This window comes from Pseudomonas sp. 10S5, from assembly GCF_035019745.1.
GTDB lineage: Bacteria > Pseudomonadota > Gammaproteobacteria > Pseudomonadales > Pseudomonadaceae > Aquipseudomonas.
Genome location: NZ_JASJVL010000002.1, coordinates 321,836 through 346,508, shown reverse-complemented (window position 1 = coordinate 346,508; position 24,673 = coordinate 321,836). Strand labels below are relative to the sequence as shown.

General features: G+C 54.9%; 26 protein-coding genes and 1 pseudogene. 16 read left to right on the top strand and 11 right to left on the bottom strand.

Annotation, left to right across the window (positions count from 1 at the left end; all coding sequences use genetic code 11):
* Positions 1-183: 183 nt before the first annotated feature.
* On the top strand, positions 184-1,137 hold the full coding sequence (locus QN378_RS03075; protein ID WP_322206674.1) for an adenosine deaminase: 954 nt from the start codon (positions 184-186) through the stop codon (positions 1,135-1,137).
* Positions 1,138-1,186: 49 nt separating this feature from the next.
* Here the strand turns inward: QN378_RS03075 and QN378_RS03070 are convergent, their stop codons facing one another.
* The gene (locus QN378_RS03070) at positions 1,187-1,888 is read right to left on the bottom strand and encodes a helix-turn-helix transcriptional regulator (protein ID WP_322206673.1); all 702 of its coding nucleotides are present in this window, start codon (positions 1,886-1,888) and stop codon (positions 1,187-1,189) included.
* 610 nt (positions 1,889-2,498) lie between these two features.
* Positions 2,499-3,416, bottom strand: coding sequence for a LysR family transcriptional regulator (locus QN378_RS03065; protein ID WP_322206672.1), 918 nt, complete (start codon positions 3,414-3,416; stop codon positions 2,499-2,501).
* A gap of 129 nt (positions 3,417-3,545) precedes the next feature.
* Here QN378_RS03065 and QN378_RS03060 point away from each other — a divergent pair, with 129 nt between their 5' ends.
* From QN378_RS03060 to QN378_RS03050, 3 genes are all read left to right on the top strand, one after another.
* Positions 3,546-3,839, top strand: a complete 294-nt coding sequence (locus QN378_RS03060) for a putative quinol monooxygenase (protein ID WP_322206671.1) — start codon at positions 3,546-3,548, stop codon at positions 3,837-3,839.
* Positions 3,840-3,888: 49 nt separating this feature from the next.
* On the top strand, positions 3,889-4,902 hold the full coding sequence (locus QN378_RS03055) for a zinc-binding alcohol dehydrogenase family protein (RefSeq protein ID WP_322206670.1): 1,014 nt from the start codon (positions 3,889-3,891) through the stop codon (positions 4,900-4,902).
* A 124-nt stretch (positions 4,903-5,026) separates the two neighbouring features.
* Entirely contained in the window at positions 5,027-5,209 is a 183-nt protein-coding gene (locus tag QN378_RS03050; protein WP_322206669.1) for a hypothetical protein, read from the top strand.
* A 25-nt stretch (positions 5,210-5,234) separates the two neighbouring features.
* Here QN378_RS03050 and QN378_RS03045 read toward each other — a convergent pair whose 3' ends face one another.
* Together QN378_RS03045 and QN378_RS03040 are read right to left on the bottom strand one after the other, a co-directional pair.
* Positions 5,235-6,440, bottom strand: coding sequence for a Bcr/CflA family multidrug efflux MFS transporter (locus tag QN378_RS03045; protein WP_322206668.1), 1,206 nt, complete (start codon positions 6,438-6,440; stop codon positions 5,235-5,237).
* Between the two features lie 104 nt (positions 6,441-6,544).
* On the bottom strand, positions 6,545-6,748 hold the full coding sequence (locus tag QN378_RS03040; RefSeq protein ID WP_322206667.1) for a heavy-metal-associated domain-containing protein: 204 nt from the start codon (positions 6,746-6,748) through the stop codon (positions 6,545-6,547).
* 145 nt (positions 6,749-6,893) lie between these two features.
* On the opposite strand from QN378_RS03040, the gene QN378_RS03035 reads away from it, so the two are divergent.
* A complete protein-coding gene (locus QN378_RS03035) occupies positions 6,894-7,277 on the top strand; it encodes a hypothetical protein (RefSeq protein ID WP_322206665.1) in 384 nt (127 codons plus the stop codon).
* 25 nt (positions 7,278-7,302) lie between these two features.
* Complete coding sequence (cueR, locus tag QN378_RS03030) at positions 7,303-7,704, top strand: Cu(I)-responsive transcriptional regulator (RefSeq protein ID WP_322206664.1); 402 nt, start codon at positions 7,303-7,305, stop codon at positions 7,702-7,704.
* Positions 7,705-7,778: 74 nt separating this feature from the next.
* Here cueR and QN378_RS03025 read toward each other — a convergent pair whose 3' ends face one another.
* Together QN378_RS03025 and QN378_RS03020 are read right to left on the bottom strand one after the other, a co-directional pair.
* Positions 7,779-8,672: a PA4780 family RIO1-like protein kinase gene (locus QN378_RS03025; RefSeq protein WP_322206663.1), complete on the bottom strand. Its 894-nt coding sequence runs from the start codon at positions 8,670-8,672 to the stop codon at positions 7,779-7,781.
* A 186-nt stretch (positions 8,673-8,858) separates the two neighbouring features.
* Entirely contained in the window at positions 8,859-9,650 is a 792-nt protein-coding gene (locus QN378_RS03020; RefSeq protein WP_322206661.1) for a helix-turn-helix transcriptional regulator, read from the bottom strand.
* Positions 9,651-9,751: 101 nt separating this feature from the next.
* Here QN378_RS03020 and QN378_RS03015 point away from each other — a divergent pair, with 101 nt between their 5' ends.
* Positions 9,752-10,777, top strand: coding sequence for a bile acid:sodium symporter family protein (locus QN378_RS03015; RefSeq protein ID WP_322206659.1), 1,026 nt, complete (start codon positions 9,752-9,754; stop codon positions 10,775-10,777).
* Between the two features lie 22 nt (positions 10,778-10,799).
* Here QN378_RS03015 and QN378_RS03010 read toward each other — a convergent pair whose 3' ends face one another.
* The gene (locus tag QN378_RS03010) at positions 10,800-12,077 is read right to left on the bottom strand and encodes an acetyl-CoA C-acetyltransferase (protein WP_322206658.1); all 1,278 of its coding nucleotides are present in this window, start codon (positions 12,075-12,077) and stop codon (positions 10,800-10,802) included.
* 125 nt (positions 12,078-12,202) lie between these two features.
* Between QN378_RS03010 and QN378_RS03005 the strand changes: the two genes are divergently transcribed.
* The 9 genes and pseudogenes from QN378_RS03005 (at position 12,203) to QN378_RS02965 (ending at position 18,857) form a co-directional block, all read left to right on the top strand.
* Positions 12,203-13,561 carry a 3-oxoacyl-ACP reductase gene (locus QN378_RS03005; RefSeq protein WP_322206657.1) on the top strand — a complete coding sequence of 453 codons (1,359 nt, stop codon included), beginning with the start codon at positions 12,203-12,205 and terminating at the stop codon, positions 13,559-13,561.
* Between the two features lie 39 nt (positions 13,562-13,600).
* Positions 13,601-14,458 carry a MaoC family dehydratase gene (locus tag QN378_RS03000; protein ID WP_322206656.1) on the top strand — a complete coding sequence of 286 codons (858 nt, stop codon included), beginning with the start codon at positions 13,601-13,603 and terminating at the stop codon, positions 14,456-14,458.
* A gap of 139 nt (positions 14,459-14,597) precedes the next feature.
* The gene (locus QN378_RS02995) at positions 14,598-14,906 is read left to right on the top strand and encodes a nucleotide pyrophosphohydrolase (protein WP_322206654.1); all 309 of its coding nucleotides are present in this window, start codon (positions 14,598-14,600) and stop codon (positions 14,904-14,906) included.
* Positions 14,899-15,651 carry a methyltransferase gene (locus QN378_RS02990; protein ID WP_323548918.1) on the top strand — a complete coding sequence of 251 codons (753 nt, stop codon included), beginning with the start codon at positions 14,899-14,901 and terminating at the stop codon, positions 15,649-15,651. The genes QN378_RS02995 and QN378_RS02990 overlap by 8 nt, the downstream gene beginning before the upstream one ends.
* A gap of 35 nt (positions 15,652-15,686) precedes the next feature.
* Positions 15,687-16,310 (top strand): DUF4136 domain-containing protein, encoded by a 624-nt coding sequence (locus QN378_RS02985; protein ID WP_323548916.1) that lies wholly within the window; start codon positions 15,687-15,689, stop codon positions 16,308-16,310.
* A gap of 18 nt (positions 16,311-16,328) precedes the next feature.
* A complete protein-coding gene (locus QN378_RS02980; protein ID WP_323548915.1) occupies positions 16,329-16,832 on the top strand; it encodes a DUF4136 domain-containing protein in 504 nt (167 codons plus the stop codon).
* A pseudogene (locus QN378_RS02975) lies at positions 16,831-16,964 on the top strand (DNA-binding response regulator); the annotation flags it as partial. The gene QN378_RS02980 and the pseudogene QN378_RS02975, both read left to right, overlap by 2 nt.
* A 139-nt stretch (positions 16,965-17,103) precedes the next feature.
* On the top strand, positions 17,104-17,397 hold the full coding sequence (locus QN378_RS02970) for a hypothetical protein (RefSeq protein ID WP_322206650.1): 294 nt from the start codon (positions 17,104-17,106) through the stop codon (positions 17,395-17,397).
* Positions 17,398-17,507: 110 nt separating this feature from the next.
* Positions 17,508-18,857, top strand: a complete 1,350-nt coding sequence (locus QN378_RS02965) for an MATE family efflux transporter (protein ID WP_322206649.1) — start codon at positions 17,508-17,510, stop codon at positions 18,855-18,857.
* On the opposite strand, the gene QN378_RS02960 is transcribed toward QN378_RS02965, so the two are convergent.
* The 4 genes from QN378_RS02960 to speA form a co-directional block, all read right to left on the bottom strand.
* A complete protein-coding gene (locus tag QN378_RS02960) occupies positions 18,851-19,735 on the bottom strand; it encodes an alpha/beta hydrolase (RefSeq protein WP_322206648.1) in 885 nt (294 codons plus the stop codon). The two genes, QN378_RS02965 and QN378_RS02960, sit on opposite strands and share 7 nt — an antisense overlap.
* Before the next feature lie 77 nt (positions 19,736-19,812).
* The gene (locus QN378_RS02955) at positions 19,813-20,622 is read right to left on the bottom strand and encodes a DUF4123 domain-containing protein (protein WP_322206647.1); all 810 of its coding nucleotides are present in this window, start codon (positions 20,620-20,622) and stop codon (positions 19,813-19,815) included.
* The gene (locus QN378_RS02950) at positions 20,619-22,280 is read right to left on the bottom strand and encodes a contractile injection system protein, VgrG/Pvc8 family (protein WP_323548914.1); all 1,662 of its coding nucleotides are present in this window, start codon (positions 22,278-22,280) and stop codon (positions 20,619-20,621) included. Before QN378_RS02950 ends, QN378_RS02955 begins: the two co-directional genes overlap by 4 nt.
* Before the next feature lie 330 nt (positions 22,281-22,610).
* On the bottom strand, positions 22,611-24,524 hold the full coding sequence (gene speA, locus QN378_RS02945) for an arginine decarboxylase (RefSeq protein WP_322206645.1): 1,914 nt from the start codon (positions 24,522-24,524) through the stop codon (positions 22,611-22,613).
* Positions 24,525-24,673 lie beyond the last annotated feature (149 nt).

Here is a 24,673-nt window from a genome sequence, read left to right as displayed (position 1 = left end):
TTGAAAGCGCGCAGCGAGAGAAAGGTGATGTGCAGTACAGACTGCTCGGGGTTACTAAATGTTTGGTGCTAACGGTAGCAGTAATGATCGGAGGGTGAACATTTAACCGGCTGGTCAGGTTTTGCTTTCTTGTAGGGCATCCTCTGTAGAATGCCTGCATCTGCTCCTGATGAGAAAACGCACATGTACGATTGGCTGAACGCGCTGCCCAAGGCAGAACTGCACTTACACCTCGAAGGGTCGTTGGAACCTGAATTGCTGTTCGCCTTGGCCGATCGCAATAAAATCGCCTTACCCTGGGCAGACGTCGAAACCTTGCGCAAGGCGTATGCGTTCAATAATCTGCAAGAGTTTCTGGATCTGTACTATCGCGGGGCCGACGTACTGCGTACCGAACAAGATTTCTATGACCTGACTTGGGCTTATTTACAACGGTGCAAAGCACAGAACGTCATTCATACCGAACCGTTTTTTGATCCCCAGACCCATACCGACCGAGGCATTGCGTTCGAAGTAGTGGCAAATGGTATTGCCAGTGCTTTAAAAGACGGTCAGGAGAAGCTCGGTATTAGCAGTGGTCTGATTCTTAGCTTCCTGCGCCACTTGAGCGAAGAAGAGGCCGAAAAAACCCTGGATCAAGCACTGCCGTTCCGTGACGCTTTTGTCGCCGTCGGGCTCGACAGCTCGGAAATGGGTCACCCGCCTAGCAAGTTCCAAAGAGTATTCGACCGTGCGCGAAGCGAAGGTTTTTTGACGGTTGCCCATGCAGGCGAAGAAGGGCCACCCGAATATATTTGGCAAGCGCTGGACCTGTTGAAGATTGAACGCATTGACCACGGCGTCCGGGCTATGGAAGACGACCTACTAATGCAACGCATCATCGACGAACAGATTCCGCTGACGGTATGCCCTCTGTCCAACACCAAACTATGCGTGTTTGACGATATGGCTCAACACAATATTCTCGAAATGCTAGAGCGAGGCGTGAAGGTGACAGTCAACTCAGACGACCCTGCTTACTTCGGGGGGTATGTGACGGAGAATTTCCATGCGCTGCATACCCATCTCGGCATGACCCAGGACCAGGCCAAGCGCATGGCGCAAAATAGCCTGGACTCGCGACTGGTCAAACCTTGATAGCGACGGATGTGTTCCCGTGAAAAAGGGAACACATCCCGAGGTAGCATCAGGCAGCGGACGCGATTTTGCTGATTTCACGTTGCCCGCTGGAAGAGACCTGCAAGGCGGTGGATTCTTCGGTAGTGCGCAACCACCCCAATTGAATAAACAATTGCAGCAAGCCCGCACCCAGGGCGCCGCCCAAGTGCGGTGTACGTTCACTCCAATCCGGACATGCGCACACGGTCTGGCGCTTTCGATGGGCCAGAGCGGGAACATAAATCCCACGCTGGGCAAACTGGGCGACGCCCTTGCTGGTGACTTCGATACGCTGCTCCTGCTGCTCGATCCACCCGGCTCCCAAGAGGCGTTGATACAGCTCAGCAGCTAACTCACCACCTAAATGATCCGCACAAATCCTTGCGCGTCGAAGCGGCAAGGGCGGCGTGGATAAAACAGGTTGCGACACACTTTTGCTCACGCGGTCGATACTGACCAAAGATGCGCTGGCCAATGCCTCGACCGCAGCCCCAACCTCGGGTCCAGCCAACCGGAAGAACCGCTTTCGGCCTCGCGCCTCCTGCTTTAATAAACCGCCAGTAGCCAAGCGCGCCAAGTGGGCACCTGCCGAAGACGTGGATAGACCCGCCAGCAGGGCCAGCTCATCCGCCGCACGGGCGGTCCCATCCATCAAAGCCCAAATCATTGCGCTGCGTTTTGGGTCAGCCAACAACGTGGCAATCTGGCTAATGCAAGGTGCATATTCCATGTATTCACTCCCTGTTGAAACATTCATCAATCGCACTGACATAGTGAACAGCAAATTGGATCCAGCCAAGACGCTAAGCCGCCAAAACGAGGGCTATATTTCACCGGAGTAGCGAAAACGTCATGTTGTAAAACCTATATGACGCAATATTTAAATCTCTGGCACCGATCACCTACTCATTAATCTAGCCTGCCGGAATTTGTCGTATAGATACGTCCTGCTTGATAGCTGACGGACTTGGCCGAGCACGTCAAGTATAAGCCCAGCGCTCTTTCACGAAACGGTGATTAAACTCGTCTTTAGCTCGACGCTGGCATCCTGCAGCCAAAGTCGGTCACTGTCACGCCTGAAGAAAAGAGCTTCCGAACAGGCTATCTGCTTTGAAAGCACTGCCGGCCGGACACTTTAGGGCCGTATGAAAAAACTTACCTGATAGACCCAAGGGAATTGCCTACAAAAGAAACACACAAAACGCGCAAGAAAATACGACGACTTAACGGAACCTTTAGCACCTGCACCTGTGATCTATGCTTTTTAGTGATGCAACTCTTTGCATGTCCCGTCAGACATTTCCTTACAGCAAGTAGTCTATGGAACATTAGTCATAGTGTTACGGGATAGAGGGGCTTCGTGCCGCTAATGCCGAGCAGCGCAACTTGAGCATTTCACGTAAAAGATTAACCGGTTTACTCAATTGCAACCGATGGGCGCACAGCAAGTTGAGCGGTGCCCACTCGCCTTGCAGCTCTGGCATTAACACTTTCAAGCGCCCGGCATGAACGTCAGCGGCGACATCCAGCCAGGATTTATACGCGACGCCGGCGCCCGCCACCGCCCACAACCGAACAACGTCGGCATCATCACTGAAACGATCCCCGTGCACCGTCAGGCTCATTTCTCGTTTGCCATCATGGAAGCGCCAATGGTCATGCACTCTATTGCCCAGCATAAAAAGCAAGCAATTATGCTGCGCCAACTGCTCCAGGTGCTGCGGCTCACCCTGGCGCGCCAGATAAGACGGTGCCGCACACAGCACGCGCCGGTTGTCAGGTGCTATAGGCAAAGCGACGAGGCTGGAGTCTTCTGGCTCGCCATACCGCAGAGCTATATCTACCGGCTGACGAAACAGATCGGCGATCCGATCACCCAATAATAGGCGCAAGGTTAGCTGAGGATGTTGACGCTGAAATTCATCGAGCCAAGGTAATAGAACATTACGACCAAAATCAGAAGGTGCAGACAACTGCAAAACGCCGCTCACTTGATCTTGGCTGCTGGCCAATAACCGACGCCCTTCCTCAAGACTACTCAAGGCTGCCCGTGCGTATTCCAGAAACCCGTCACCTTCAGCCGTCAGACGAAGACTACGGGTCGAACGCGCCATCAATCGTGCGCCCAGTTGCTGCTCGATACGCTTAAGCGCCGCACTGGCGACGGCAGCCGACATGTCCATAACTCGCGCGGCCGCGGACAAGCTGCCCAAGTCAGCAGCGCGAACAAACAATTGCAAATCATCAAAACGAAGCATAAAAACTCGGATTATCAATTAAAAATTGAAAGAGACTGCTGTTTTAGCGGGTTTTATCTTTTGAGGAAATAGCCAATCATCTGCGTCATTGCACTTTTCAGCGGCCCGAGCGCCCTCTAAGGAATCACCATGTCCCCGCCGTTAATCGTCATCGCCACGCTTATCGCTAAATCGGGTCACGAAGCAGACTTGGAAAAATGCCTGCGCACGATTCTGGAACCGACCCGCGCCGAGACCGGCTGCCTTAGTTACGACTTGCACCAAGACCTGGAGCACAGCGCATCTTTTTATATGATCGAGCGCTGGACCGACGATGCTGCCCTCCAAGCCCATTCCGCCAGTGCGCATATCCAAGCGTTCAGGGTCGAAGTGGGCAAGCACCTGGAAGCGTTCATTCTTAAGCGAGTTCAACATCTGGCCTGACGATCGATTCGTCAGTTGTCGTCTTACTGTCCCTTTTTCTGGAGCCTTCATGAAAGCTGTCGCTTATTACCATTGCTTACCCATTACCGATCCCGCGTCATTGCAAGACATCGAATTGGAAACCCCGGTCGCTGGCCTTCGCGACCTGCTGGTTGAAGTCAAAGCCATCTCAGTCAACCCGGTCGATACCAAGGTTCGGCAAAACGCGCAGCCGGAAGACGGCGCCGCTAAGGTATTGGGCTGGGACGTTGCGGGCATCGTCAAATCGGTGGGCGCGCACGTCACGCTGTTCAAGCCCGGGGACAAAGTGTTTTACGCCGGTTCAATCGCGCGCGCCGGGGCTAACAGTGAATGGCACGTAGTCGATGAGCGTATTGTCGGGCACATGCCCAAATCTCTGAGTTTTGCCCACGCGGCCGCCTTGCCGCTGACTGCGATCACCGCATGGGAATTGCTCTTCGAGCGTCTGCAGATAGGCGAAGGCCAAGCAGATAAAGGGCAAAGTTTAATAATTGTCGGAGCGGCGGGCGGCGTCGGTTCGATACTCACCCAATTGGCTCGCCAATTGACCGGACTGAAGGTAGTCGGCACTGCCTCCCGGCCTGAGACACAAGCATGGGTGCGTGAGCTAGGCGCGCACCATATCCTCGATCACAGCAAGCCGCTGAACGAAGAGCTGAGCCGCGCGAGACTTTCTCAGGTGACTCATGTTGCTAGCCTGACCCATACCGATAAACATTTGAATCAACTGGTTGATGCCTTGGCGCCGCAAGGACGTCTGGCGTTGATCGACGACCCGAAGTCGCTCGATGTTGGCCTGCTCAAACGCAAGAGCATCTCGCTGCACTGGGAGTTCATGTACACGCGATCATTGTTCGAAACGCCCGATATGATCGAGCAACACAAGCTGCTCAATCGCGTTGCAGAGTTGGTTGACGCTGGTACGTTGAAGACCACTTTTGGTGAGCATTTCGGCACCATCAACGCAGCGAATTTACGTCGAGCTCATGCTGTATTAGAGAGTGGTAAAGCCAAAGGCAAGATAGTACTAGAAGGCTTCTAATTGAACGAGGCGGCATACTGTTCATACAGACAGCGCCGTCAGTCAGACGCTTGACCGGGATCAATACGTTGTTCAGAAGCCGGATTACACTTGCTGAGTTTGCCAACCCTCGAGGAAGTCAGCAATGAAAGTTCTGATGAGTGAATCAGCAAGATCCCTGGAAGGAAACCAATGGCAGGTCCGTTTGGACCAACATGTCGTTAGCTTCCGCAGTGAGGCCGAAGCTCGTGCCTTTGTTCGCACGCTTGAGTCTCGGCTTCAGGCACCACACACATTTCCGACCTTACGGCAGCAAGCAGCGAGCTAGATCGGTTCGTTGTCTGTTGTCCCCTCTAAACGCGTGCTGCCTCTGTGGCAGATTTGTCACGGTTTCGTTGCAGTCGATGGGTCAATAAGGCTGCGGTGACCGCCAATATTCCGCACAAGCTAATCACCGTCGCCATAGGCATTGCAGTGCCGTCGTGCAGGATACCTACCAAGGCTGAAGCGGCGGCAGCAACGCTGAATTGTAGGCACCCGAGCAGGGCCGACGCGCTGCCCGCCCGCTTCCACTGGCCGCTCATCGCACACGCCGAGGCGTTAGGGATGATGCAGCCAAGGCTGGCAATACAAATGAACAACGGAATAAGCAATGGCCAGAGGGCTTCGGGGCGCAACGCCGCTACGCCCAACATGACCAACGCGGCGGTCAAGTACACCCACACCGCTCGCGCCAGCAAAAATGCAGGACCTCGTCGGCTCAATATTCGGGCATTAATCTGCGCTGTTAAAATGAAGCCCGCGGCGTTGGAGCCAAACAACCAGCCGTAATGTTCTGGTGGCACGCCATAAAGCTTAATAAAAACAAACGGTGAGCCCGACACATATGCAAACATCCCCGCAATGGCGATACCACCGGTCATAGCGTGGCCGATGAAAATCTTGTCACCCAACAACCGACGGTACTGTGTGAGAGCGCCTGTTAACGGGTGGCGCGGATGTTCTGCCGGCATGCTTTCAGGTAAGCCACGAAAAACCGCTAGCCAGCACAAGGCACTAAAAATGCTCAACACCAGAAAAATCGAGTGCCAGCCGTAAAGATTGACCAATAGCCCACCGAGCATTGGCGCGAGTATGGGTGCCAAGCCCATCACCAGCATCAACTGGGAAAAAACCTTTGCCGATTCAATCGGATTGCATTTGTCGCTGACGATGGCACGAGATAAGACCATACCCGCGCATCCACCTAACGCTTGCACAAATCGCGCTGCGATCAGCCATTCCAGGCTAGGTGCAAACGAACACGCCAACGAGGCTAGAGTGAATAGCCCTACGCCCACTAACAGAGGCGTTCGCCGACCAAAGCGGTCGGCAACCGGGCCATAAGCCAACTGACCAATAGACAGGCCTAGAAAGTAGGCGGCCAAGGTCATCTGCACGTGTTTTTCGTCAGTTGCAAATGCCAACGCAATGGCCGGAAAACCGGGCAGGTAAAAATCGATGGCCAATGGACCAAAAGCGCTCAATGCGCCCAGTATCAAGATCATTCTGAGGTTCATCGGTTTTCCAAAACTATGCCCCGCGCAACGGGCTAGTCTAACCGTCCTGAAACCTCAGAGCGTCCTCAACACCAAATTATTAAATCTTTTTCTCAGCCCATCGTTTAGACCGCTTGAGCGGTAGCCACGTACCCTTCGCTACTGATCAAACTGACAAGCGCTTGAGTGGCAACTGTACTTTGTACTTGCACCACCCCCGTGGCGAGATCCACCTTCACCTCAGCGGTGGGATCGACGCGATGAATGGCCTGTGTAACAGCTCGGACGCAGTGACCACATGTCATGCCTTGAACATTAAATAGTTGCATAGCGCTACTCCTCGTAAGATAGCGAGCATCTTCAACCTTTCCATAGCGGTAAGGTCAAGCGTATGTTTTATCTCCCGGGCTGGTATTCATCGCGCCGCTCGGCCAAGCTGCGTCATCACCGTATTTTCACGCAGGAGTATTTGCAATGCGCCGGGCAGCATGGAGTCTTTTCAGCATACTTGGCCTTATGGCTTCAGCACCTTGGGCGCAAGCCGAATCTCAGGACTATAGCGTACTGATCATCTCTCGTGAGCGGCTGGAAGTGTCCACGTCATGCGAAATAGGTATATACATCCAGGATCAGTTGGTAGGCCGCCTGTTTCAGGAAGAGTCCACCTCTTTCAATCTGGCACCCGGCAAAACTGATGTGCGTCTGCGCTTGCTGCCGGGACAAGCATCCGGTTGCGAGCCGGGCATGACCATCCCAAAAATCACCGTTATACAGCTACACGCCGGTGACATCGTTAAATACCAAATAGCCAATAGCCCAAGTGGCATGTACCTGAAACCTGCCTCTTTGGGATATTGAGCCCATTATTAAACCAGGGGACCCGATGAACATCGGTCAAGCGGCGAAAAACAGTGGTCTGAGTGCCAAAATGATTCGTTATTACGAGTCCACAGGCTTGCTCAAAGCCGCGCATCGCACTGACAGCGGCTATCGCGTTTATGGGCCAGACGATCTGCACACGCTGGCGTTTATCAAGCGTTCGCGAGATTTAGGGTTTTCGCTGGAAGAAGTTTCAAGGTTGCTGACGCTCTGGCAAGACAAAGGCCGGGAAAGCGGCGACGTGAAGAATTTGGCGCGTAAACACATCACCGAGCTAAATCAAAAAATCTCCGAAATGGCTAGCTTGCGCGACACCCTGCAAGAGCTGGTCGAACACTGCCACGGTGATCATCGTCCCGATTGCCCAATCCTCAAGGATCTTGAGTCCGGTGGGTGTTGCGACTGATACCGGAGCCAACACATCTGAAGCCGAATGTTAGCCATAAAAAATCCGGCCGAAGCCGGATTTTTATTAGCCTATCATTGCATCCAGGGTGGCGGCGGTTCTTCGGCTTTATTAGGCGGCGCCTCATCGGCAGCCCGACCGGCTTGACGACGGTCCTCATCCATACGTGCTGCTTCGATTTCTCGAAGAATTCCGCCAACATCAGCTTCTTCTTCTGGCTCGTCGAATTCGCCCGTCAATACCGTCGCAGGTGACAACGTGCCCGCCTCGTAAAACGACCACATTTCTTTCGCATACTTGGTGAGTCTCAGCTCTGGCGCAAAACGCCCGAAATAAGAGGCCATGTTGCCAACATCACGCTCCAGCATGCTGAACGCGTGATTGTTACCCGCCGCGTCGACCGCCTGTGGCAGATCGATAATCACTGGACCGTTTGGAGTCAACAACACGTTGAACTCAGACAAGTCACCGTGCACCAAGCCGGTACACAGCATCAGCACGATTTGGCTGATCAGAAACGCGTGATATTCACGTGCTTGATCCGGGTCAAGGGTCACGTCGTTCAGACGCGGTGCCGCATCGCCAAACTCATCAGCGACCAACTCCATCAGCAATACGCCCTCCAGGAAGTCGTAAGGCTTGGGAACCCGCACACCCGCAGCGGCCAAACGAAACAACGCTGCCACTTCGGCATTCTGCCAAGCATCTTCGGTCTCTTTGCGACCAAACTTGGAGCCCTTGGCCATTGCTCGGGCTTGCCGGCTATTGCGAACCTTACGACCCTCCTGATATTCCGCGGCCTGCCGGAAACTACGTTTATTCGCCTCCTTGTAAACCTTGGCGCACCGCAGCTCTTCGCCACAGCGCACCACATAAACAGCTGCCTCTTTACCACTCATGAGTGGGCGCAGCACCTCGTCGACCAGACCGTCCTCGATCAGGGGTTCAATGCGTTTTGGAGTCTTCATCAGCTTTTTTTGTGGGTCCTTCGTGGCCAAATACGCAATGGATGCTCGTTATACGGCAATCCTCGCACAGCGAGTAGTAGATGCCGACCTTTGACCTTCACGGATGTGGGAAAGGCTTCAATTATTTAACAGTTTTTATGCCGAGCAATGTATAGCCAACCATCAACCGGCAGGCCTGCGCAAGTCTCAGTTTTTGAACAGCTCCCCAGGAGTGAAGCCAAATAGGCTTTTGAAGGCAGCGATAAAGGCTGAAGTCGAATCATAACCGCAAGACAATGCCGTATTTGTCACGCTCTCACCGCCCTCCAGCACACTCAGCGACGACAGCAATCGTGCCCGCTGGCGCCAACCACGGAAACTTAAACCGGTCTCGCGCTGAAACAAACGCATCAGTGTTTTTTCCGACATTCCCAACCGTCCAGCCCAATCATACAAAGTAATGACTTGGCTGGGATCAGCGATCAACTCGTTGCACAACCCGAGCAATCGCGGATGGCGCGGCAATGGCAGCGAGAATTCGACCTCCGGCAGCTCCGATAGTTGATCGAGCAGCACCTTGACCAGACGCTCTTCGCTGCTATCACCCTGGGGATACCGTGAAGGCAGCAAGCAAAACGACTTAATTAGCTCGCGAGCCAGCGAGGTCACCTCCAAAACCCGGCAACGTTCTGGCGCCCATTTACAGTCTTCTGGACGCACATACAGGCTGCGCATTTCGGCACACGTCGAGGTAACTACATCATGCTCAAGCCCCGCAGGAATCCAGACACCCCACTGCGGCGGCGCGAAAAAACTACCTTCGGCAGTGTGCACGCCAAGGACGCCGCTAATGGCATACGCAAACTGTACCCAATCGTGCCGATGCGGCGGCGTCCATGAGCCCGCGCCCAAACTTTCGACACGGGCATACAACGGTCGCGGCAAAGCATCCAGCACCGGAACCTGGCGTTCGGCCCCATATTGTCCGTTAGTCGGCATCGATTGACCTTGTGTCGCAAGACGGCTACAGAACCCTTACGTTACCCTGCCGACATCATTTTTTACAAAAACTCTTTTTAGAATCCAGGCCGGCCACTCATATGCACATATTCATGCACCTTAAGCGCGTTGTGACCGACTGGTTCCTGTGCGGAATGCTACTTGCCACGCTGCTGGCTTATTTTTTCCCTGCCTTCGGCAGCGCCGGCGGCGCAATGCATTCCGAATACGTGATCAATATCGGCGTATTTCTGGTGTTTTTCTTGCACGGCGTGAATTTGTCCAGCGAACAGATTAGTCACGGCCTGAAGAACTGGAAGCTGCACGTAATGGTTCAGAGCTTTACGTTCATAGTGTTTCCACTGCTCTGGCTGGCTTGTAGCAAACTGTTTGGCTCGCACCTGCCCGCGCTGCTGATGCTGGGATTCTTCTACCTGTGCGCTCTGCCCTCGACCATTTCTTCATCCGTGGCGCTGACCGGTAGCGCAAACGGTAATGTTCCGGCAGCGATTCTCAATGCCAGCATGTCCAGCGTGTTCGGGATTTTCATGACCCCGTGGCTGGTGAGTTTGGTGGTGGGTTCCGGCGCTGGCGGGATCGACCTCGGCGCAACTTTGCTCGATCTCTGCGCAATGTTGTTGCTGCCACTGGTACTGGGCCAATTGGTGCGACCATTTTTGGGTAAATTTTTTACCCGACACAGGCGTTACACCAACATTGTCGACAAGGTTGTGATCCTGCTGCTGGTGTACTCGGCGTTCTGCAATTCCATGGTTTCAGGCATGTGGCAAAAACAAGGCGGTGCGGTAATTTTCAGTGCGTTCATCGGTAGCGCGCTGCTGCTGGCTGTCGTTTTATTCATGACCACCCGCACCGCTCGCGCGCTCAAGTTCAACCATGCAGATGAGGTGGCGGCGGTGTTTTGTGCAAGCAAGAAATCGTTGGCCGCCGGTGCGCCGATGGCCGCGTTAATCTTCGGTGCTGACCCAGGGCTGGGCCTGATTTTGCTGCCAATCATGATTTATCACCCGATGCAGCTGATCGTCTGTTCGGTTTTAGCTGAGCGCTATGCAGCGCAGCATCGGTTGCTGAAGGTGCAAGAAAGTGAGGCTGTGCTGGCCAGATAGTCCACGCGTATATTCCGATGCATTACCGCTCAATAATCGCCGTAACACCTTGTCCGCCCGCTGCGCAGATAGAAATTAACCCACGCCCCTGCCCGGCAACCGCCAACAGTTTCGCCAAGTTGGCGACGATTCTTGCGCCAGTGGCGGCGAAGGGATGGCCTGCCGCCAACGAGCTGCCTTTAACGTTAAGCTTGCCGCGATCAATCGACCCTAACGCGCAGTCCAGACCCAAGCGGGTTTTGCAGTAATCCTCGTCTTCCCAGGCTTTTAACGTGCAGAGCACCTGCGCAGCGAACGCTTCATGAATTTCGTAATAATCAAAATCCTGCAAACGAAGGTCGTTACGTGCCAAAAGGCGTGGAACGGCATACACCGGCGCCATCAATAACCCTTCAGCGCCGTTGGCAAAATCGACCGCCGCAGCCTCGCCATCACGTAAAAATGCCAATACCGGTAGCCCGCGTTCTTTGGCCCACTCCTCACTGGCCAACAGCACTAGGGAGGCACCATCGGTCAGCGGCGTCGAATTTCCGGCTGTCAGCGTGCCTTTAGGACCGCGCTCAAAAACTGGTTTTAGGCTGGCAAGCGTGTCCAGCGTCAGATCTGGCCGCAGGTTATGATCACGGGTCAACCCCATATACGGCGTCAGCAGGTCGTTTTGCCAGCCTTCGGCATAGGCGGCCGCCATTTTCACATGGCTTTCCAGCGCCAGTTTGTCTTGGGTATCACGGCCGACATTCCAGGTTTGCGCCATCAGTTCGCAATGCTGCCCCATGGACAATCCCGTGCGCGGCTCACCATTACGTGGCAGTTCAGGCTTGAGGTTGTGCGGACGAAGTCGCAGCAATGCTTTGAGTTTATCCGCGCCGGTTTTGCTGCGATTGAGCTGCAACAAAATGCGCCGCAGATCTTCGTTGACTCCAATCGGCGCATCCGAAGTAGTGTCTACGCCACCCGCGATCCCACAGTCGATCTGCCCCAACGCAATCTTGTTCGCCACCAGCAACGCGGCTTCCAGCCCAGTACCACAGGCCTGTTGCACGTCGTACGCAGGTGTTTGGGGCGACAGTCGCGAGCCCAGTACGCATTCGCGGGTCAGGTTGAAATCTCGCGAATGCTTGAGCACCGCACCAGCGGCTACTTCTCCAATGCGAAGACCGTGCAGATTGAATCGTTCAATCAAGCCTTCGAGTGTGGCGGTCAGCATGTCCTGATTACTCGCGGTGGCATACGCACCGTTGGAGCGGGCGAATGGGATGCGATTGCCGCCAACAATAGCGACGCGACGTGGCAGATTCATAAAGCTTCCTTGTTGTTGAATACTTTTTATTGAGCCTAATAGAGCACAGCTTAGGTCCGGTTGCAGCGAACGCCGTTGGGCCCAAGTGGTCAATTGTTTGAACCCCGACTCAAGGAGAGTGTTCCATGTCGTCCGACCGCTATATCGAATTCGCCAACTCTGACATCGGCCGTCGCTTGATTGGCGCAGTGGGCCTGCCCACTCCGGCGCGATTGGAACGCTGGCAAGCGGGGCGTTTGCGTCCGATTGAGGGCACATTGTTGATCAGCGCGGGGCCGCTGGCCGATCACGTCAGAATTTTCGCCCAGCGCCTTACCGACTCACTGTACAGCTTTGGCAGCGATCAACCGGATGCCACCGCCTGGACTGCCGACCAAGGCCCGAAACTCAAGGCTGTGCTGTTCGACGCCAGTACCATGACTCACACTGGCCAGCTCAAACAGCTGCGTGAATTCTTTCAGCCGGTCATGAAAAGTTTCGATCATAGCGCCCATGTCGTAATACTCGGCCGGGCACCGGTTGCCCTGACCGAAGATCCCTTAGCGGCCAGCACTCAACAGGCCATTGAAGGGTTCAGCCGTTCCCTCGCCAAAGAAATGCGTGATGGCGGCACAGTGCAATTGCTGCATATCGACGAAGGCGCGGAAAACCAACTCGAAGGTGCTCTTCGGTTTTTCCTATCACCCAAAAGCGCATTCATTTCAGGTCAAGTCATCCGCCTGAGCCCATGCGCAACTCATGTGCAGGACTGGAGCCGACCGCTTCGCGGGAAACGAGCGCTGATCACCGGCGCCGCACGCGGCATTGGGGCATCAATCGCCGAAACTCTGGCAAGAGACGGCGCAGAAGTGGTGTTACTGGACGTCCCTCAGGCCAAGGCCGACCTCGAAGCACTGGCTGCACGTCTGGGTGGGCAAAGTGTGACCTTGGATATTTGCGCCGAGAGCGCCGCACTGGAGTTGACCGAAGCCCTGCCGACTGGCATCGACATCGTGGTCCACAACGCCGGGATCACACGCGATAAAACCCTGGCAAACATGACGGCCGAATTTTGGGACTCCGTACTGGCGGTGAACCTCAACGCCCCACAAGTGCTGACCCAAGCCCTGCTGGACAGCGGCGCGTTGCGCGACAACGGCCGGGTCATCTTGATGGCCTCGATCAATGGCATCGCGGGCAATCGCGGGCAAACCAACTACGCAGCGAGCAAGGCCGGGCTGATTGGCATGGCCAAGTCCTGGGCGCCTCTATTGCAGCAGCGCGGCATCAGCATCAATGCTGTCGCACCTGGTTTTATTGAAACCAGAATGACCGAAAATATGCCCTTCACCCTGCGTGAAGCTGGTCGGCGCATGAGCTCCCTCGGCCAGGGTGGTTTACCTCAAGACGTTGCCGAAACCGTGGCCTGGCTCAGCCAACCAGGGACAGGCGCCGTAAGTGGTCAGGTGGTGCGCGTGTGTGGCCAGAGCGTTGTAGGGGCCTGATGCTTGCCTGTTCGATTTTGGAATAAAAGGAGATGACTTATGGCTTCACAATGGAGCTACCTCACCGCATCACCGGCATTGCCCAGGCTGTTCTTGCAAGCGGCGCTGCGACGTAAAGTCACTGGAACGGTGTTGCCAGAAGAAGGCTTGCGCTGTTGGGTGTCGGTCAATCGCCAACAGGTGGAAGCCTATCGCAAAGTATGCGGATTTCCGGACAGTAGTTTGATGCCACCTACCTACCTACACGTGCTGGCCTTTGCACTGCAAATGCAAATAATGACCGGCAAAAACTTTCCATTTCCGTTGCTAGGCCTTATTCACCTGCGCAACAGCATCAGCGTTCATCGACCGCTAGGCGGTATCGGCCAAGTGCGAGTGAGCGTTCACGTCGGCAACCTGCAACCCCATGCCAAGGGCGCAACATTTAGCCTGATCACCGAAGTTGAAGATGCACTGGGGTCACTTTGGGAAGAGGACTGCACCCTGCTTTGCAGAGGGATGCAATTGCCTGGTGAGCCACCAAGCGACTTCGAATCTGCGCCGTTGCCGCTCAGCGAGGTAACGCGTTGGCAGGCGCCTGCGGACATCGGTCGCCACTACGCAAAAGTGTCCGGCGACTACAACCCGATTCACCTGAGCGCCACCAGCGCCAAAATGTTCGGTTTCCCCACCGCCATTGCCCACGGCCTGTGGCTAAAAGCGCGAACTCTCGCCGCCTTGGACGACCACCTCCCCGCAGCGAATGTTCACATCAGCGCAGAGTTTCAAAAGCCGGTGCGGCTGCCCAGCGATGTTACGTTGTCAGCCAGCGCGGCCGGCTCCAGTGGGCAGTTTCGATTGACGGGGTCGAACCCTGATCTGGTGCACATGATCGGCAGTTGGCAGCCATTGACCTAGGCTCTTCGGTAGACGATGCCGTGCCGTGACAACCAAAGAAGGCCGATTGTTAGACTGCGGCATCGCATCACCCTTCTCGCCAACACGGTGGCTCCGTAATGGGGACTGCGTTTAAGCTACACGTCCTCAGGAGAACCCGATGAACCTCGACGACCTTACCCAACGCCTGCATAAGATTCGAGATCAAAATAATTGGCGGCAATTTCATAGCCCGAAAAACCTGGCAATGGCTGCCAGCGTGGAAATGGCTGAACTGGTGGAAATTTTCCAATGGCTCGGCGAAGACCAGTCACGCCAACTACCGCCTGATCAGCTAGAACATGCCGGTCAAGAAGTGGGCGATATTGTGATGTACCTGCTGATGCTGTGCAGTGAATTAGGGTTGGATATGGAACAGGTAGTACGCAGTAAGCTAGCCGATAACGAGCGGCGTTTTACACATGAGTGATCGACATTTCGATCTGCTGGCGACGCGCTTCGCCGATAAAATCTATGGCGGCGCAAAAGGCGCTATCCGTCTGGCGGTACTACAGGCTGACTTGCTTGAAGTGCTGCCGCCCGATCGGCCACTACGGGTGTTGGACATCGGCGCTGGACTCGGCCACATGTCGTTATGGTTGGCGGAACGCGGTCATGCCGTGACGCTGGCAGAACCGGCACTGCCAATGCTCGACGGCGCACGTCAGCGCTTTGCCGACGCCGGCCAGACGGCAACCTTTATCCAGATACCGTGGCAGGATCTCCTCGGCCAGCAGCATCAACCGTATGACTTGGTACTGTGTCACGCAGTCTTGGAATGGTTGGCAGAACCTCATGCGATTTTGCCAGTGCTACATCAACTGACCCAAGCCAATGGCTGGTTGTCGTTGGCATTTTATAACCGCGATGCGTTGATCTATCGAAATCTGCTCAAGGGCCACTTTCGCAAAATGCGCAAGAATGACATGGCCGGAGAAAAACAAAGTCTGACTCCGCAACGCCCCCTGGACCCGCGCGAATTGTCAGCGCAACTTGAAGGGACGTGGCGAGTCGAAGCTCAAAGTGGCGTAAGGGTTTTCCATGATTACATGCCGGTTGAGTTTCAGGCCAAGGTTGAACTCGCAGCGTTGCTGGAAATGGAATTAGCTCACCGTCGCCACCCGAGCTTTGCTGGCCTGGGCCGTTATCTGCATTGGTTATGCAGGCCATTGTGAGCTTTTAACCCACACGGTTTATTGCGGAGACCATCATGAATCGCCGGATCGCCACCCTTTTGCTGTGCTTGAGTATTAGCGCTTGCCAAAGCAACAACCCCTACGTTGCCAGTTCCAACCCTCTGCCTCCTGCGCCGCGGCCTGCTAACACGGCAGTGGACATGAGCGCTTATCCAGCGCCAACGATTGATTTTGGTCGATACCGCAATTGGTCCTGGGTTAACGGCCAGCGGCCCAGTGGATCACCCTTTGCCAGCTCGGAACAACTGGCCGATGCAGTGAGCAACGGGCTTGATCAACGCGGTCTGCGTCCAGCAATGAATAATCTTCCCGCAGACCTCGGTGTAGTGGCAGACGTGCATGTGGAAACGCGCGTGCGCCAGGTCCGTGACGACGCCTACGATAATGGAGCCGGAGTGGGCTATGGCCGTTATGGCGGCTACAACAGCGGCGGTTTTGGCGGGTATACCACGGTGCCAATTGTGCGCACGTATCAGGTTCAAGTATTGGTAGTGCGCATCAGCCTGTTTGACAACCGAAGCCATCAACCGGTATGGAGTGCTAGCGCTGAAACTGCTACCGGTGGCGATGAGTCAGGCCGCGCCAAAGCTTTGCGCCAAGCGGTCAATCAAGCACTGACGACCTATCCGCCTTCGTGATGCAAAAGGAGAAACGTCATGTTACGGCGCCTGTCCATATTATCTATTGCACTGTCGCTGAGCGCCTGCGTCGCCAATCAGGTCAACCGTGACTTTGACGTTACACGCGATTTTGGCGCCTACCGCAGCTGGACCTGGAAAGAGCCCAGCGTGCAATATCGTCCCGACGATCCGCGAATAAAGAGCGACTTGGCTGAACAACGTATTCGTCAATCGGTAAGTGACCAGCTGGATCAGCGAGGACTGCGCATGGCCGCACCAGGGAGCCAAGCGGACATTAAAGTACAAACCTATTTGATCGTTGAGAATCGCCAGCAAATGGTCAGCACCAACTACGGCGGCAGCCTATGGGGCGGTGGTTGGGGCGGATGGGGTGGCGGAATCACTGAAACCCGAAATGTCGATTACAAAGTCTCAACCCTGCAAATCGATTTGCTCGATGCCAGGGACGGCAAGCTGGTCAGGCGCGGCAGCACCGAACAAGTGGTTAATTCCAGCCAAACAACCGTTGATCTTGGATGAACTGGGCATTACTGAAAACACCGTGAAGTTATATGTTTCTAAAGTACTGCGCCTGACCGCATGCATAACCGTACTCAATTGGCCCTGGCCCTGTTGCCGAATAACGCGCAGCACTGTGTTACGGCACATTGAAAGTTGTCGAACACGCACGACCCTAAGCCCTGCCGCACGTTTTTAAAAACTTAAGGCAAATAGCCTCTATCCTCCACGGAACTCGCTGGCCTCTAAAGTAGCCCAAGCGACAGACTTCTTTTTTCTTCAGGGCATGCATATGCGGACAGAAAGCTTTTTCGAATGGCTCGGTCAGATGCTGGGCGCCATCATTCGGTTTGTGGTTGATGGATTGGATTGGCTATTCAAAATACTGGGGCATGCCGGAGGCAACTTTGTCGAGGGCCTGTCTCGCACGCTGGGCATGAACACCTCACTGATCAGCATCATCGCGCTGATCATCGGCTTGATGTTGCTGTACTCCGCCATTCGCGCCTTCATGCGCGCCTCAATTATCTCCGGCATCATCTGGATGGTTCTCGGCTTGTGGTTGTTGAGCTGGATTATTCATTGATCAGCGGCCAACCCCCGTTGATCCATCGCCAATGGATTAGCTAGCATCGAGTTAGGTGGGGCTCACGATGAGTGCAGGTTGTTACACTGCGCGCCTTCCAAGGAGCTTCCATGTCCAGCTTGATGACCGATTGGCGCGACCGCACAACCCATCGACGAGTTTGGGCGTTGGCCGCACCGATGATTCTCTCGAATATTTCCGTTCCCTTGGTGGCGTTGGTCGACAGCGCCGTTATCGGCCATTTACCTTACGCCCACCAACTGGGTGCGGTGGCAGTCGGCGCTACTCTGTATACCTTCCTCGCATGGGCGATGGGCTTTCTGCGAATGGGCACTACCGGGTTTGCCGCACAGGCCGCCGGACGCAATGATGGTGCAGCGCTCAGGCAAATCCTGTTGCAAGGATTGCTGCTGGCAATGATCCTGTCGGTGGTATTGGGCATCTTTGCGCTTCCGTTCAGCCACATGGCCCTGGACATGATGCAGCCCTCAGCCGATCTCAAAGCGCTGACCCTGGACTTCTTCCATACCCGTTTATTCGGCCTGCCCGCCGCGCTGGCTAGTTATGCATTAGTCGGTTGGTTCCTCGGCACCCAGAATGCCCGAGCGCCACTGGCGATCCTGCTGACAACCAATCTGGTGAACATCGCGCTGAATCTGTGGTTCGTCATGGGCCTGGATTGGGGAGTTGTCGGTTCGGCCCGAGCCTCGGTGTTGGCTGAATGGATCGGTGCTCTGCTCGGTCTGGCGTTGACGCACAAAGGCCTGCGCGCGTTTCCCGGCCAAGTAGCGTGGGCGGCGCTCAAACACTGGGAAAATTGGCGCCCCCTGCTGGCGGTCAATCGCGACATCTTCATCCGCAGCCTGGCGCTGCAGTCGGTATTTTTCCTGATCACGGTACAGGGCGCTCGGTTGGGCGATGCAACGGTCGCTGCCAATGCTTTATTGCTCAACGGTCTGCTGCTGACCGCCCACGCATTAGACGGGCTGGCCCACGCAGTCGAGGCATTGTGTGGTCACGCCATTGGCGCCCATGACCGCACTTCGTTGCGCCGTTCATTGACGGTTGCGGCCGGCTGGTCGTTGCTCGCAAGCTTGGCGTTCGCGATTTTGTTTTTGTTTGCGGGGCATTTGTTCATCGAGATGCAGACCAACATTCCCGAAGTCCGCGAAACGGCATTCGAATACCTGCCGTACCTGGCCGCGCTGCCGGTGGTTGCCGTGTGGAGCTACCTGCTCGATGGTTTATTCATCGGTGCTACCCGGGCGCGGGAAATGCGCAATGCCATGCTCCTGAGCGTGGCACTTATAGCGCCCTTCGCCTGGTTCGCCAAAGACTTGGGCAATCATGGGCTGTGGCTGACGTTCATTTTGTTCATGCTATTGCGCGGCATAACCCTGGGCGTGGTAGCCAGGGGCCTGAATCGCAGCGACGGCTGGTTTGCCGCTTCAGGTCACTGAGTGGCTAGAGGCTGGGTACGCAAGTCGGCGTGAATGAAATCGATTACGTCATCCAGCACTGGCGCCAGTGCGCGCAACGGTCGGGACATGGCGGCGACTAGAGTAGCGTGCCCGGTTCGAGAGAAGTACAACTCGCGTACAGGTACACCATCGGCTCGCAAACGCGCCGCCAGGCCACCGGTATTGCGGGTCGGATTTACCACCTTGTCACCTTTCGAAGCGATCAATAGCGCAGGCGGTGATTCTGGACTGACGTGATTGATCGGCTGAGAGTCAGGTGGCGAATTTGGAAAGAAAAACACCGGCTTGACGTCCTCGTTGTCGATAGGCAAGAAGTCATAAGGCCCGGCTAGGCCGATCCAACCGCTGAGCATCGACGGCTTGAGTCCGACTTTTGCGAGAAACACCGGATCGAGGGCAATCATCGCGGCGTTGTAAGCGCCCGAACTGTGGCCCATTACGTAGAGGTTCTCAGGGTCGCCACCATACTCATGCACGTGCTTATATGCCCAAGCCACTGCCTGAGCAGAATCCTCTAAGAAGGCCGGATAGCGCACTTGAGGGTACAACCGGTAATCGGCAATAACGACCACGATCCCCCGCGAAGCCAGCGCTTCACCGACAAACGTGTAATCGGTTTTTGAGCCGCTGTTCCAACTTCCGCCATAAAAAAATACAACCACCGGCGCATTAGCCGGTGCCTTTACAGGGGTATATACGTCCAGCTTGTTACGCGGATCGCTGCCATAAGCGATATCGGAAACTCGAGTAAAAGTGCTTTCAGGCGTTAGGGCATTGAGCACATTGATCGGTGAACACGCCGCCAGTAAGGCGGCCAACAACCCAGTCAGCACCGCTTTGAATACGTAGGGTGTCATTACACTGCCTCATGCTCATTAACGAAGGACCCGTCACGTATGGGCCGAAATCGGCGGTTCCGTAAAAGCCAGTAAAACTACGACCACCCACCCAGCCAATAGTTGGCAAGGTTCGCGAAACGCTGATGCGGATTATCGCCCGGAAGTATGGGCGGAACAGCGGCTGACGCAAACCTTGCACGCAACGTTAGCCAATTGTCGAGCACTGCACTGTCGCAGAAACCGTGGCGCAGCCCTTCATGAATATGGTCAAGGGTCTTACGGTAATTACTGCCGGTGGCGCGACTCCACACATACGCGTGACGCTCGATCAGGCACTGCTGCAGCTTTTTTTCCTGCTTCAAACCGAGTTCAGGCTCGATGGTCAGCGGCGTTACTTCAAGCGCTGGGTTAATGACCGACTGGACTCCTTGGGTGTCTTCTACCTTTGTCACCCAAGGACCGCCGTACCACATCAGCGACTCAATGGGCCCCAGCCAACGACTTAACTCCAACGCATCCATTTCGTCGAAAAAATAACTCGCAGTTTGGACGTTGTAATAGGTCAGCAAACTTTTGTAGTGGCCACCGAAACGTACAGTCAGCATACGGCGCAAATGGTCGAGCAATTGCTGCTTGGGCGCCGCGCAAACAATACGTAGACCTGGCCATGGTGCCGTCTCTTGCGGGAGTACATTGTTCAATGGGTCGCCCAATGGCAGGTGCACCAACAACGGTCCCTGATCACGAATCACGTGCAGGTCGGTGTCTGCGAGCAATTCGTCCCACCCGTGGCTATCGCCAAATTGCTGTTTGAATCGATCAGCCAGCCCCGGTACGCCAGGCGTATCGAGCAAAAGCCAATCGTGCTGAGGATCGGAAGAAGAACCCTGATGGGTGCGAATCATGACAAGCCCCGTCCATCAATACCGGTTCGCATCCGACAGTCGCATGGTTGTAATTGGCAATGAGCGAAACTCCCTCCAGACGGTTGCCAGCAGAGCACGATCAACGGATGACTGCCCTTTATGAGTTCCAGCAAATGCTGGGTATTGGTGTTCAATGCGCTCGCAGGTAGGACGTCGGTAGCATCAGTGACCGTCGCCGCTCCGAGCATTTCCAGGTTTATTTGTCGACTATGAAGCATCAAGCAATCGTTTTCAAAGCGCAGCGAGCTGTCTCCCACCGCGAACGTCAATTGTGTATCGTTTTCAAACGTCAGCGTGATTCCGCCTGTGATGGCGATTTTCTGACCAGCGCCGGCAAAGCTGTCCAGGTCAAGGCACAGTTCAAGGGAGGGCTGTTCGGCGCCCTCACTGATGGGCGCATCTACGCAGGCGTCAATAGGAGGTGTCGCGTCATAGTCCTCCAGATAGGCCGTGACCATGGGCAAATCAGGGTCGCCATCGACGAAACTCACCACCACGTCCATTCCTACCCGCGGCCGAGTGCTGAATTCGCCGCCCAAAGTAGATGACATGGGTATCCAGCAACTGGCGTAGTGGGCGCCCTGACCTTGCCACCCCCAATCAAACTGCACGCAAATACGGCCTGACGCGTCGCAATGTTCTTGACCAACGACCGGCCCCATCACCCGGGCGCGCTGCACGCCCAACATCTTTGGCCTAGGTTCCGGCGGAGCTGGACGAAAACCGATCTCCCAGGGTGTCGCCACGAAACGATTGCGATAGGGCAACGCGCTGACGTCGGCAGCCAACAGCTGATCAAGCATGTGAACCTGGTTGCCTTGGTGCTGGACTTCAGTCAGCAGCCAGAGATGATTCCATTCTTTGCGCGGATGTCCAGTTAATGGCAGCAACAAACTCGCGCCCAGGTAAGGTGAGGTACTTTCCCCCTCAGCCCGCTCCAAGGAGCGCTGGCCGAAAGGCTCGGCGTCGATGCTGCCCACGGAAAACCGATCAATCTGATGCCTTGTAGGCTCAGCCTTACCCGGTATCAGGCGCCGGGGAACGGTTTCAAAAAAACACGTCGGGCCTCGACGAAATCCACCTTGAGTATCCGCAAATACCAGTACGTGACGCTGCTTGGAGTGCTGAAAATGGTAATGAATACCCTCTTCATCACATAGCCGCTGAACGAACTGCAAATCAGACTCATGATGCTGTGCGCAGTAACTCCGCTCACGGTAGGCATGCTTTAGTTCGAAGCGATGCGCGTTAGCATGAATACCGTGCTCCTTGATAACCCGGGCAATAATTTGCGGGACTGACAGGTCTTGAAAAATGCGCTGATTGTAGCGATGCGCAAGACAGCCCAACCGTGGTCCCAAGCATAATCGGTAGTGATCGGAGCTCGAGTCTCGGTGGATATTAACCACACGTTGAATTTGCCCATTGATACCGGTTTGGGTCCCGGCGAAGCTCAGCCACGCCGAGCGATACATCAAGCTTTTTACGTTCAGAACGGAAGATTCGATGACCACGTCTAGTTCAAACGCAAAAGGCTGGCTGATCGCTTCCGTACCGGTAAACGAAAGCACAGTGAGTGGGTGATTCAGGTTCGGGATATCCAGACGAAAAAAAGGTGCGTTGACTGGATCGAACATCGGCTATTGCTCTACGAGGGAACGGCCGAGGATTCTCGCCGAGAGAACCATCGGAGTAGAGGGCCATATTGCAGAATAGGAAACCTCCTACAAAAAAACAGGACAAGACGGACAGGCATCCATCACACCTGAGCGTGCTGCCTGGGGAGCAGGCTCACATGTGATGGATATTCCTCCCCGCCGCGCAGCAAACACAACACCTATAAGAGCTGCCGAAGGCTTTAGGTCCGTACGACTTTTAACGGTCTAAAAAGCGACCGGTCCAGGTCCAATCGCAGCCAGCGGCAGCCCCTACAACTTTATTTTTAACCAATGTTATGTATTTGCGAATCAAGAAGACAAGTACGACGAGCGCGTCAGCCCCAAGCGCAGCGCATCCAAATATTGGGTGCGTTCACGAGGGGTAATTTTAGCGCTGGCGACTTTGTCGCGATATTGGTTCATCAACCCTTCAGGCGACAAGTGAACGTACCGCAGCATGTCTTCGATGGTATCGTGCGTCTCGATCCCGCCGTGATAAACGCTACCATCTGGCTTTTGGTAAATGTTCACTGAATCGGTATCACCGAACAGATTGTGCATGTCCCCAAGAATTTCCTGATAGGCGCCCACCAGAAAAATGCCTAACAAATAGTCTTCGCCTTCGTTGAGTGCATGAACCGGCAAGCTGGTTTCGATGCTCTGCTCGTCAACGTACTGTTTGATTTTACCGTCGGAATCACAGGTCAAATCCTGCAACACCGCACGACGCATTGGCTCTTCATCGAGACGGTGCAATGGCAGGATCGGCAACACCTGACCAATCGCCCAAGTATCTGGCAGGCTCTGGAACACTGAGAAATTACAGATGTACTTGTCAGCGAGCTTGTCGTTGAGTTCGTCCAGTACTTGACGATGGGAACGCTGGCGGGCTTTTAACGAGTTATGCAGGCGGCGGCACACCGCAAAGTAGCACTGCTCGGCCAGGGCTTTTTGTGCCAAGGTGATTTTGCCATCGGCGTATTGAGTGGCAATGTCGCTCATGTAGTGCGTAGCACGCCAATAAGTCTCAGTAACCATCTCGATATCAGTTGGTCCCAGCAAGTCGACTAGCCACTGCACAGTTTCAGGCAGGCCTTCTTTGTCCGCGATCTTTGGCACTTCGTCGTTGTGGCTTTCGACGTCTGTCACCTGAACCACCAACATTGCGTGGTGTGCGGTCAACGACCGACCGCTCTCAGAGAAAATATTCGGGTGCGGAAGCGCCTGCTCGTCGCAGAATTCCTTGAGCATGCCAACCACAACGCCGGCGTAATCGTCCATGTCGTAGTTGATTGAACTGGCGTTGCGCGAGTGAGTGCCGTCGTAATCCACACCGAGACCGCCGCCGACGTCAATATGATCGACCGGTAACCCGAGGTTGCGCAGCTCGCCGTAATAACGAATCGCTTCTTTGAAGCCGTGTTGATAGTCAGCCAGGTTGGCAATCTGCGAACCCATGTGGAAGTGCAGCAGACGTATGCCTTGATCCAGACCCGCCTTGCGGAAACGCTCGACAACTGACAACAGCTGCGCCGCCGACAAACCGAATTTGGATTTCTCGCCGCCCGTATCAGCCCATTTGCTAGAAGCCAAGGAAGACAAACGCACACGCAAACCGATCTGAGGGGCGACCTTGAGTTCGGCGGCCTCTTCAATCACCAACGCGACCTCGGACTCTTTCTCGATCACGATAAAAACGTTGTGACCCAGCTTCTGCCCCATCAATGCCAGGCGAATGAATTCACGGTCTTTATAACCGTTGCAGACAATCGTCCCACCTTTAGGCGCCAGCGCCAGCACGGCCATTAGCTCGGGCTTGGAACCCGCTTCCAAGCCGATGGACACATCCTGAGTGGCGATAATATTTTCAACCACAGCTTCTTGCTGGTTGACTTTGATCGGGTACAACGCGGTGTATTTGCTCTGGTAACCCAAGCGCTCGATGTTGGAATCGAATGCACCTGTCAGTTGACGAACCCGGTCCTGCAGGATGTCAGGAAAGCGCACCAGCAACGGCAAGGACAGGCCACTTTTACGCAGTGCGTCGACCTGCTCATACAAATCAATGGGAGAACTGCTCGGACCCTTCGGGCGAACTTCAACACGGCCGGCTTCGTTGATTGCAAAATAACCAGCCCCCCAATGACGAATCCCATAAACACTGCGGCTGTCCGCAACTGTCCATTGGCTGCCATCGTCTTTGCGTGTGCGTCGTACGGACATCGAAGTCCCCTATAAGAAGTCAAATGGCATCAGCCACGATGGGCTGGCGCAGTGTAAAGAGTGGAAATGACGATTTGGCGCTGACGCGTGTCAGCGTTGAAACGCCTTGGCGGAGGCTGAGGAATAGACCCGCTTTGAAACGCAGAGTT

Excerpts from the sequence above, each read along its gene's own strand:
- QN378_RS03075 (WP_322206674.1), top strand. The coding sequence starts at position 184 with ATGTACGATTGGCTGAACGCGCTGCCCAAGGCAGAACTGCACTTACAC.
- QN378_RS03070 (WP_322206673.1), bottom strand. The coding sequence starts at position 1,888 with ATGGAATATGCACCTTGCATTAGCCAGATTGCCACGTTGTTGGCTGAC.
- QN378_RS03065 (WP_322206672.1), bottom strand. The coding sequence starts at position 3,416 with ATGCTTCGTTTTGATGATTTGCAATTGTTTGTTCGCGCTGCTGACTTG.
- QN378_RS03060 (WP_322206671.1), top strand. The coding sequence starts at position 3,546 with ATGTCCCCGCCGTTAATCGTCATCGCCACGCTTATCGCTAAATCGGGT.
- QN378_RS03055 (WP_322206670.1), top strand. The coding sequence starts at position 3,889 with ATGAAAGCTGTCGCTTATTACCATTGCTTACCCATTACCGATCCCGCG.
- QN378_RS03050 (WP_322206669.1), top strand. The coding sequence starts at position 5,027 with ATGAAAGTTCTGATGAGTGAATCAGCAAGATCCCTGGAAGGAAACCAA.
- QN378_RS03045 (WP_322206668.1), bottom strand. The coding sequence starts at position 6,440 with ATGAACCTCAGAATGATCTTGATACTGGGCGCATTGAGCGCTTTTGGT.
- QN378_RS03040 (WP_322206667.1), bottom strand. The coding sequence starts at position 6,748 with ATGCAACTATTTAATGTTCAAGGCATGACATGTGGTCACTGCGTCCGA.
- QN378_RS03035 (WP_322206665.1), top strand. The coding sequence starts at position 6,894 with ATGCGCCGGGCAGCATGGAGTCTTTTCAGCATACTTGGCCTTATGGCT.
- cueR (WP_322206664.1), top strand. The coding sequence starts at position 7,303 with ATGAACATCGGTCAAGCGGCGAAAAACAGTGGTCTGAGTGCCAAAATG.
- QN378_RS03025 (WP_322206663.1), bottom strand. The coding sequence starts at position 8,672 with ATGAAGACTCCAAAACGCATTGAACCCCTGATCGAGGACGGTCTGGTC.
- QN378_RS03020 (WP_322206661.1), bottom strand. The coding sequence starts at position 9,650 with ATGCCGACTAACGGACAATATGGGGCCGAACGCCAGGTTCCGGTGCTG.
- QN378_RS03015 (WP_322206659.1), top strand. The coding sequence starts at position 9,752 with ATGCACATATTCATGCACCTTAAGCGCGTTGTGACCGACTGGTTCCTG.
- QN378_RS03010 (WP_322206658.1), bottom strand. The coding sequence starts at position 12,077 with ATGAATCTGCCACGTCGCGTCGCTATTGTTGGCGGCAATCGCATCCCA.
- QN378_RS03005 (WP_322206657.1), top strand. The coding sequence starts at position 12,203 with ATGTCGTCCGACCGCTATATCGAATTCGCCAACTCTGACATCGGCCGT.
- QN378_RS03000 (WP_322206656.1), top strand. The coding sequence starts at position 13,601 with ATGGCTTCACAATGGAGCTACCTCACCGCATCACCGGCATTGCCCAGG.
- QN378_RS02995 (WP_322206654.1), top strand. The coding sequence starts at position 14,598 with ATGAACCTCGACGACCTTACCCAACGCCTGCATAAGATTCGAGATCAA.
- QN378_RS02990 (WP_323548918.1), top strand. The coding sequence starts at position 14,899 with ATGAGTGATCGACATTTCGATCTGCTGGCGACGCGCTTCGCCGATAAA.
- QN378_RS02985 (WP_323548916.1), top strand. The coding sequence starts at position 15,687 with ATGAATCGCCGGATCGCCACCCTTTTGCTGTGCTTGAGTATTAGCGCT.
- QN378_RS02980 (WP_323548915.1), top strand. The coding sequence starts at position 16,329 with ATGTTACGGCGCCTGTCCATATTATCTATTGCACTGTCGCTGAGCGCC.
- QN378_RS02970 (WP_322206650.1), top strand. The coding sequence starts at position 17,104 with ATGCGGACAGAAAGCTTTTTCGAATGGCTCGGTCAGATGCTGGGCGCC.
- QN378_RS02965 (WP_322206649.1), top strand. The coding sequence starts at position 17,508 with ATGTCCAGCTTGATGACCGATTGGCGCGACCGCACAACCCATCGACGA.
- QN378_RS02960 (WP_322206648.1), bottom strand. The coding sequence starts at position 19,735 with ATGACACCCTACGTATTCAAAGCGGTGCTGACTGGGTTGTTGGCCGCC.
- QN378_RS02955 (WP_322206647.1), bottom strand. The coding sequence starts at position 20,622 with ATGATTCGCACCCATCAGGGTTCTTCTTCCGATCCTCAGCACGATTGG.
- QN378_RS02950 (WP_323548914.1), bottom strand. The coding sequence starts at position 22,280 with ATGTTCGATCCAGTCAACGCACCTTTTTTTCGTCTGGATATCCCGAAC.
- speA (WP_322206645.1), bottom strand. The coding sequence starts at position 24,524 with ATGTCCGTACGACGCACACGCAAAGACGATGGCAGCCAATGGACAGTT.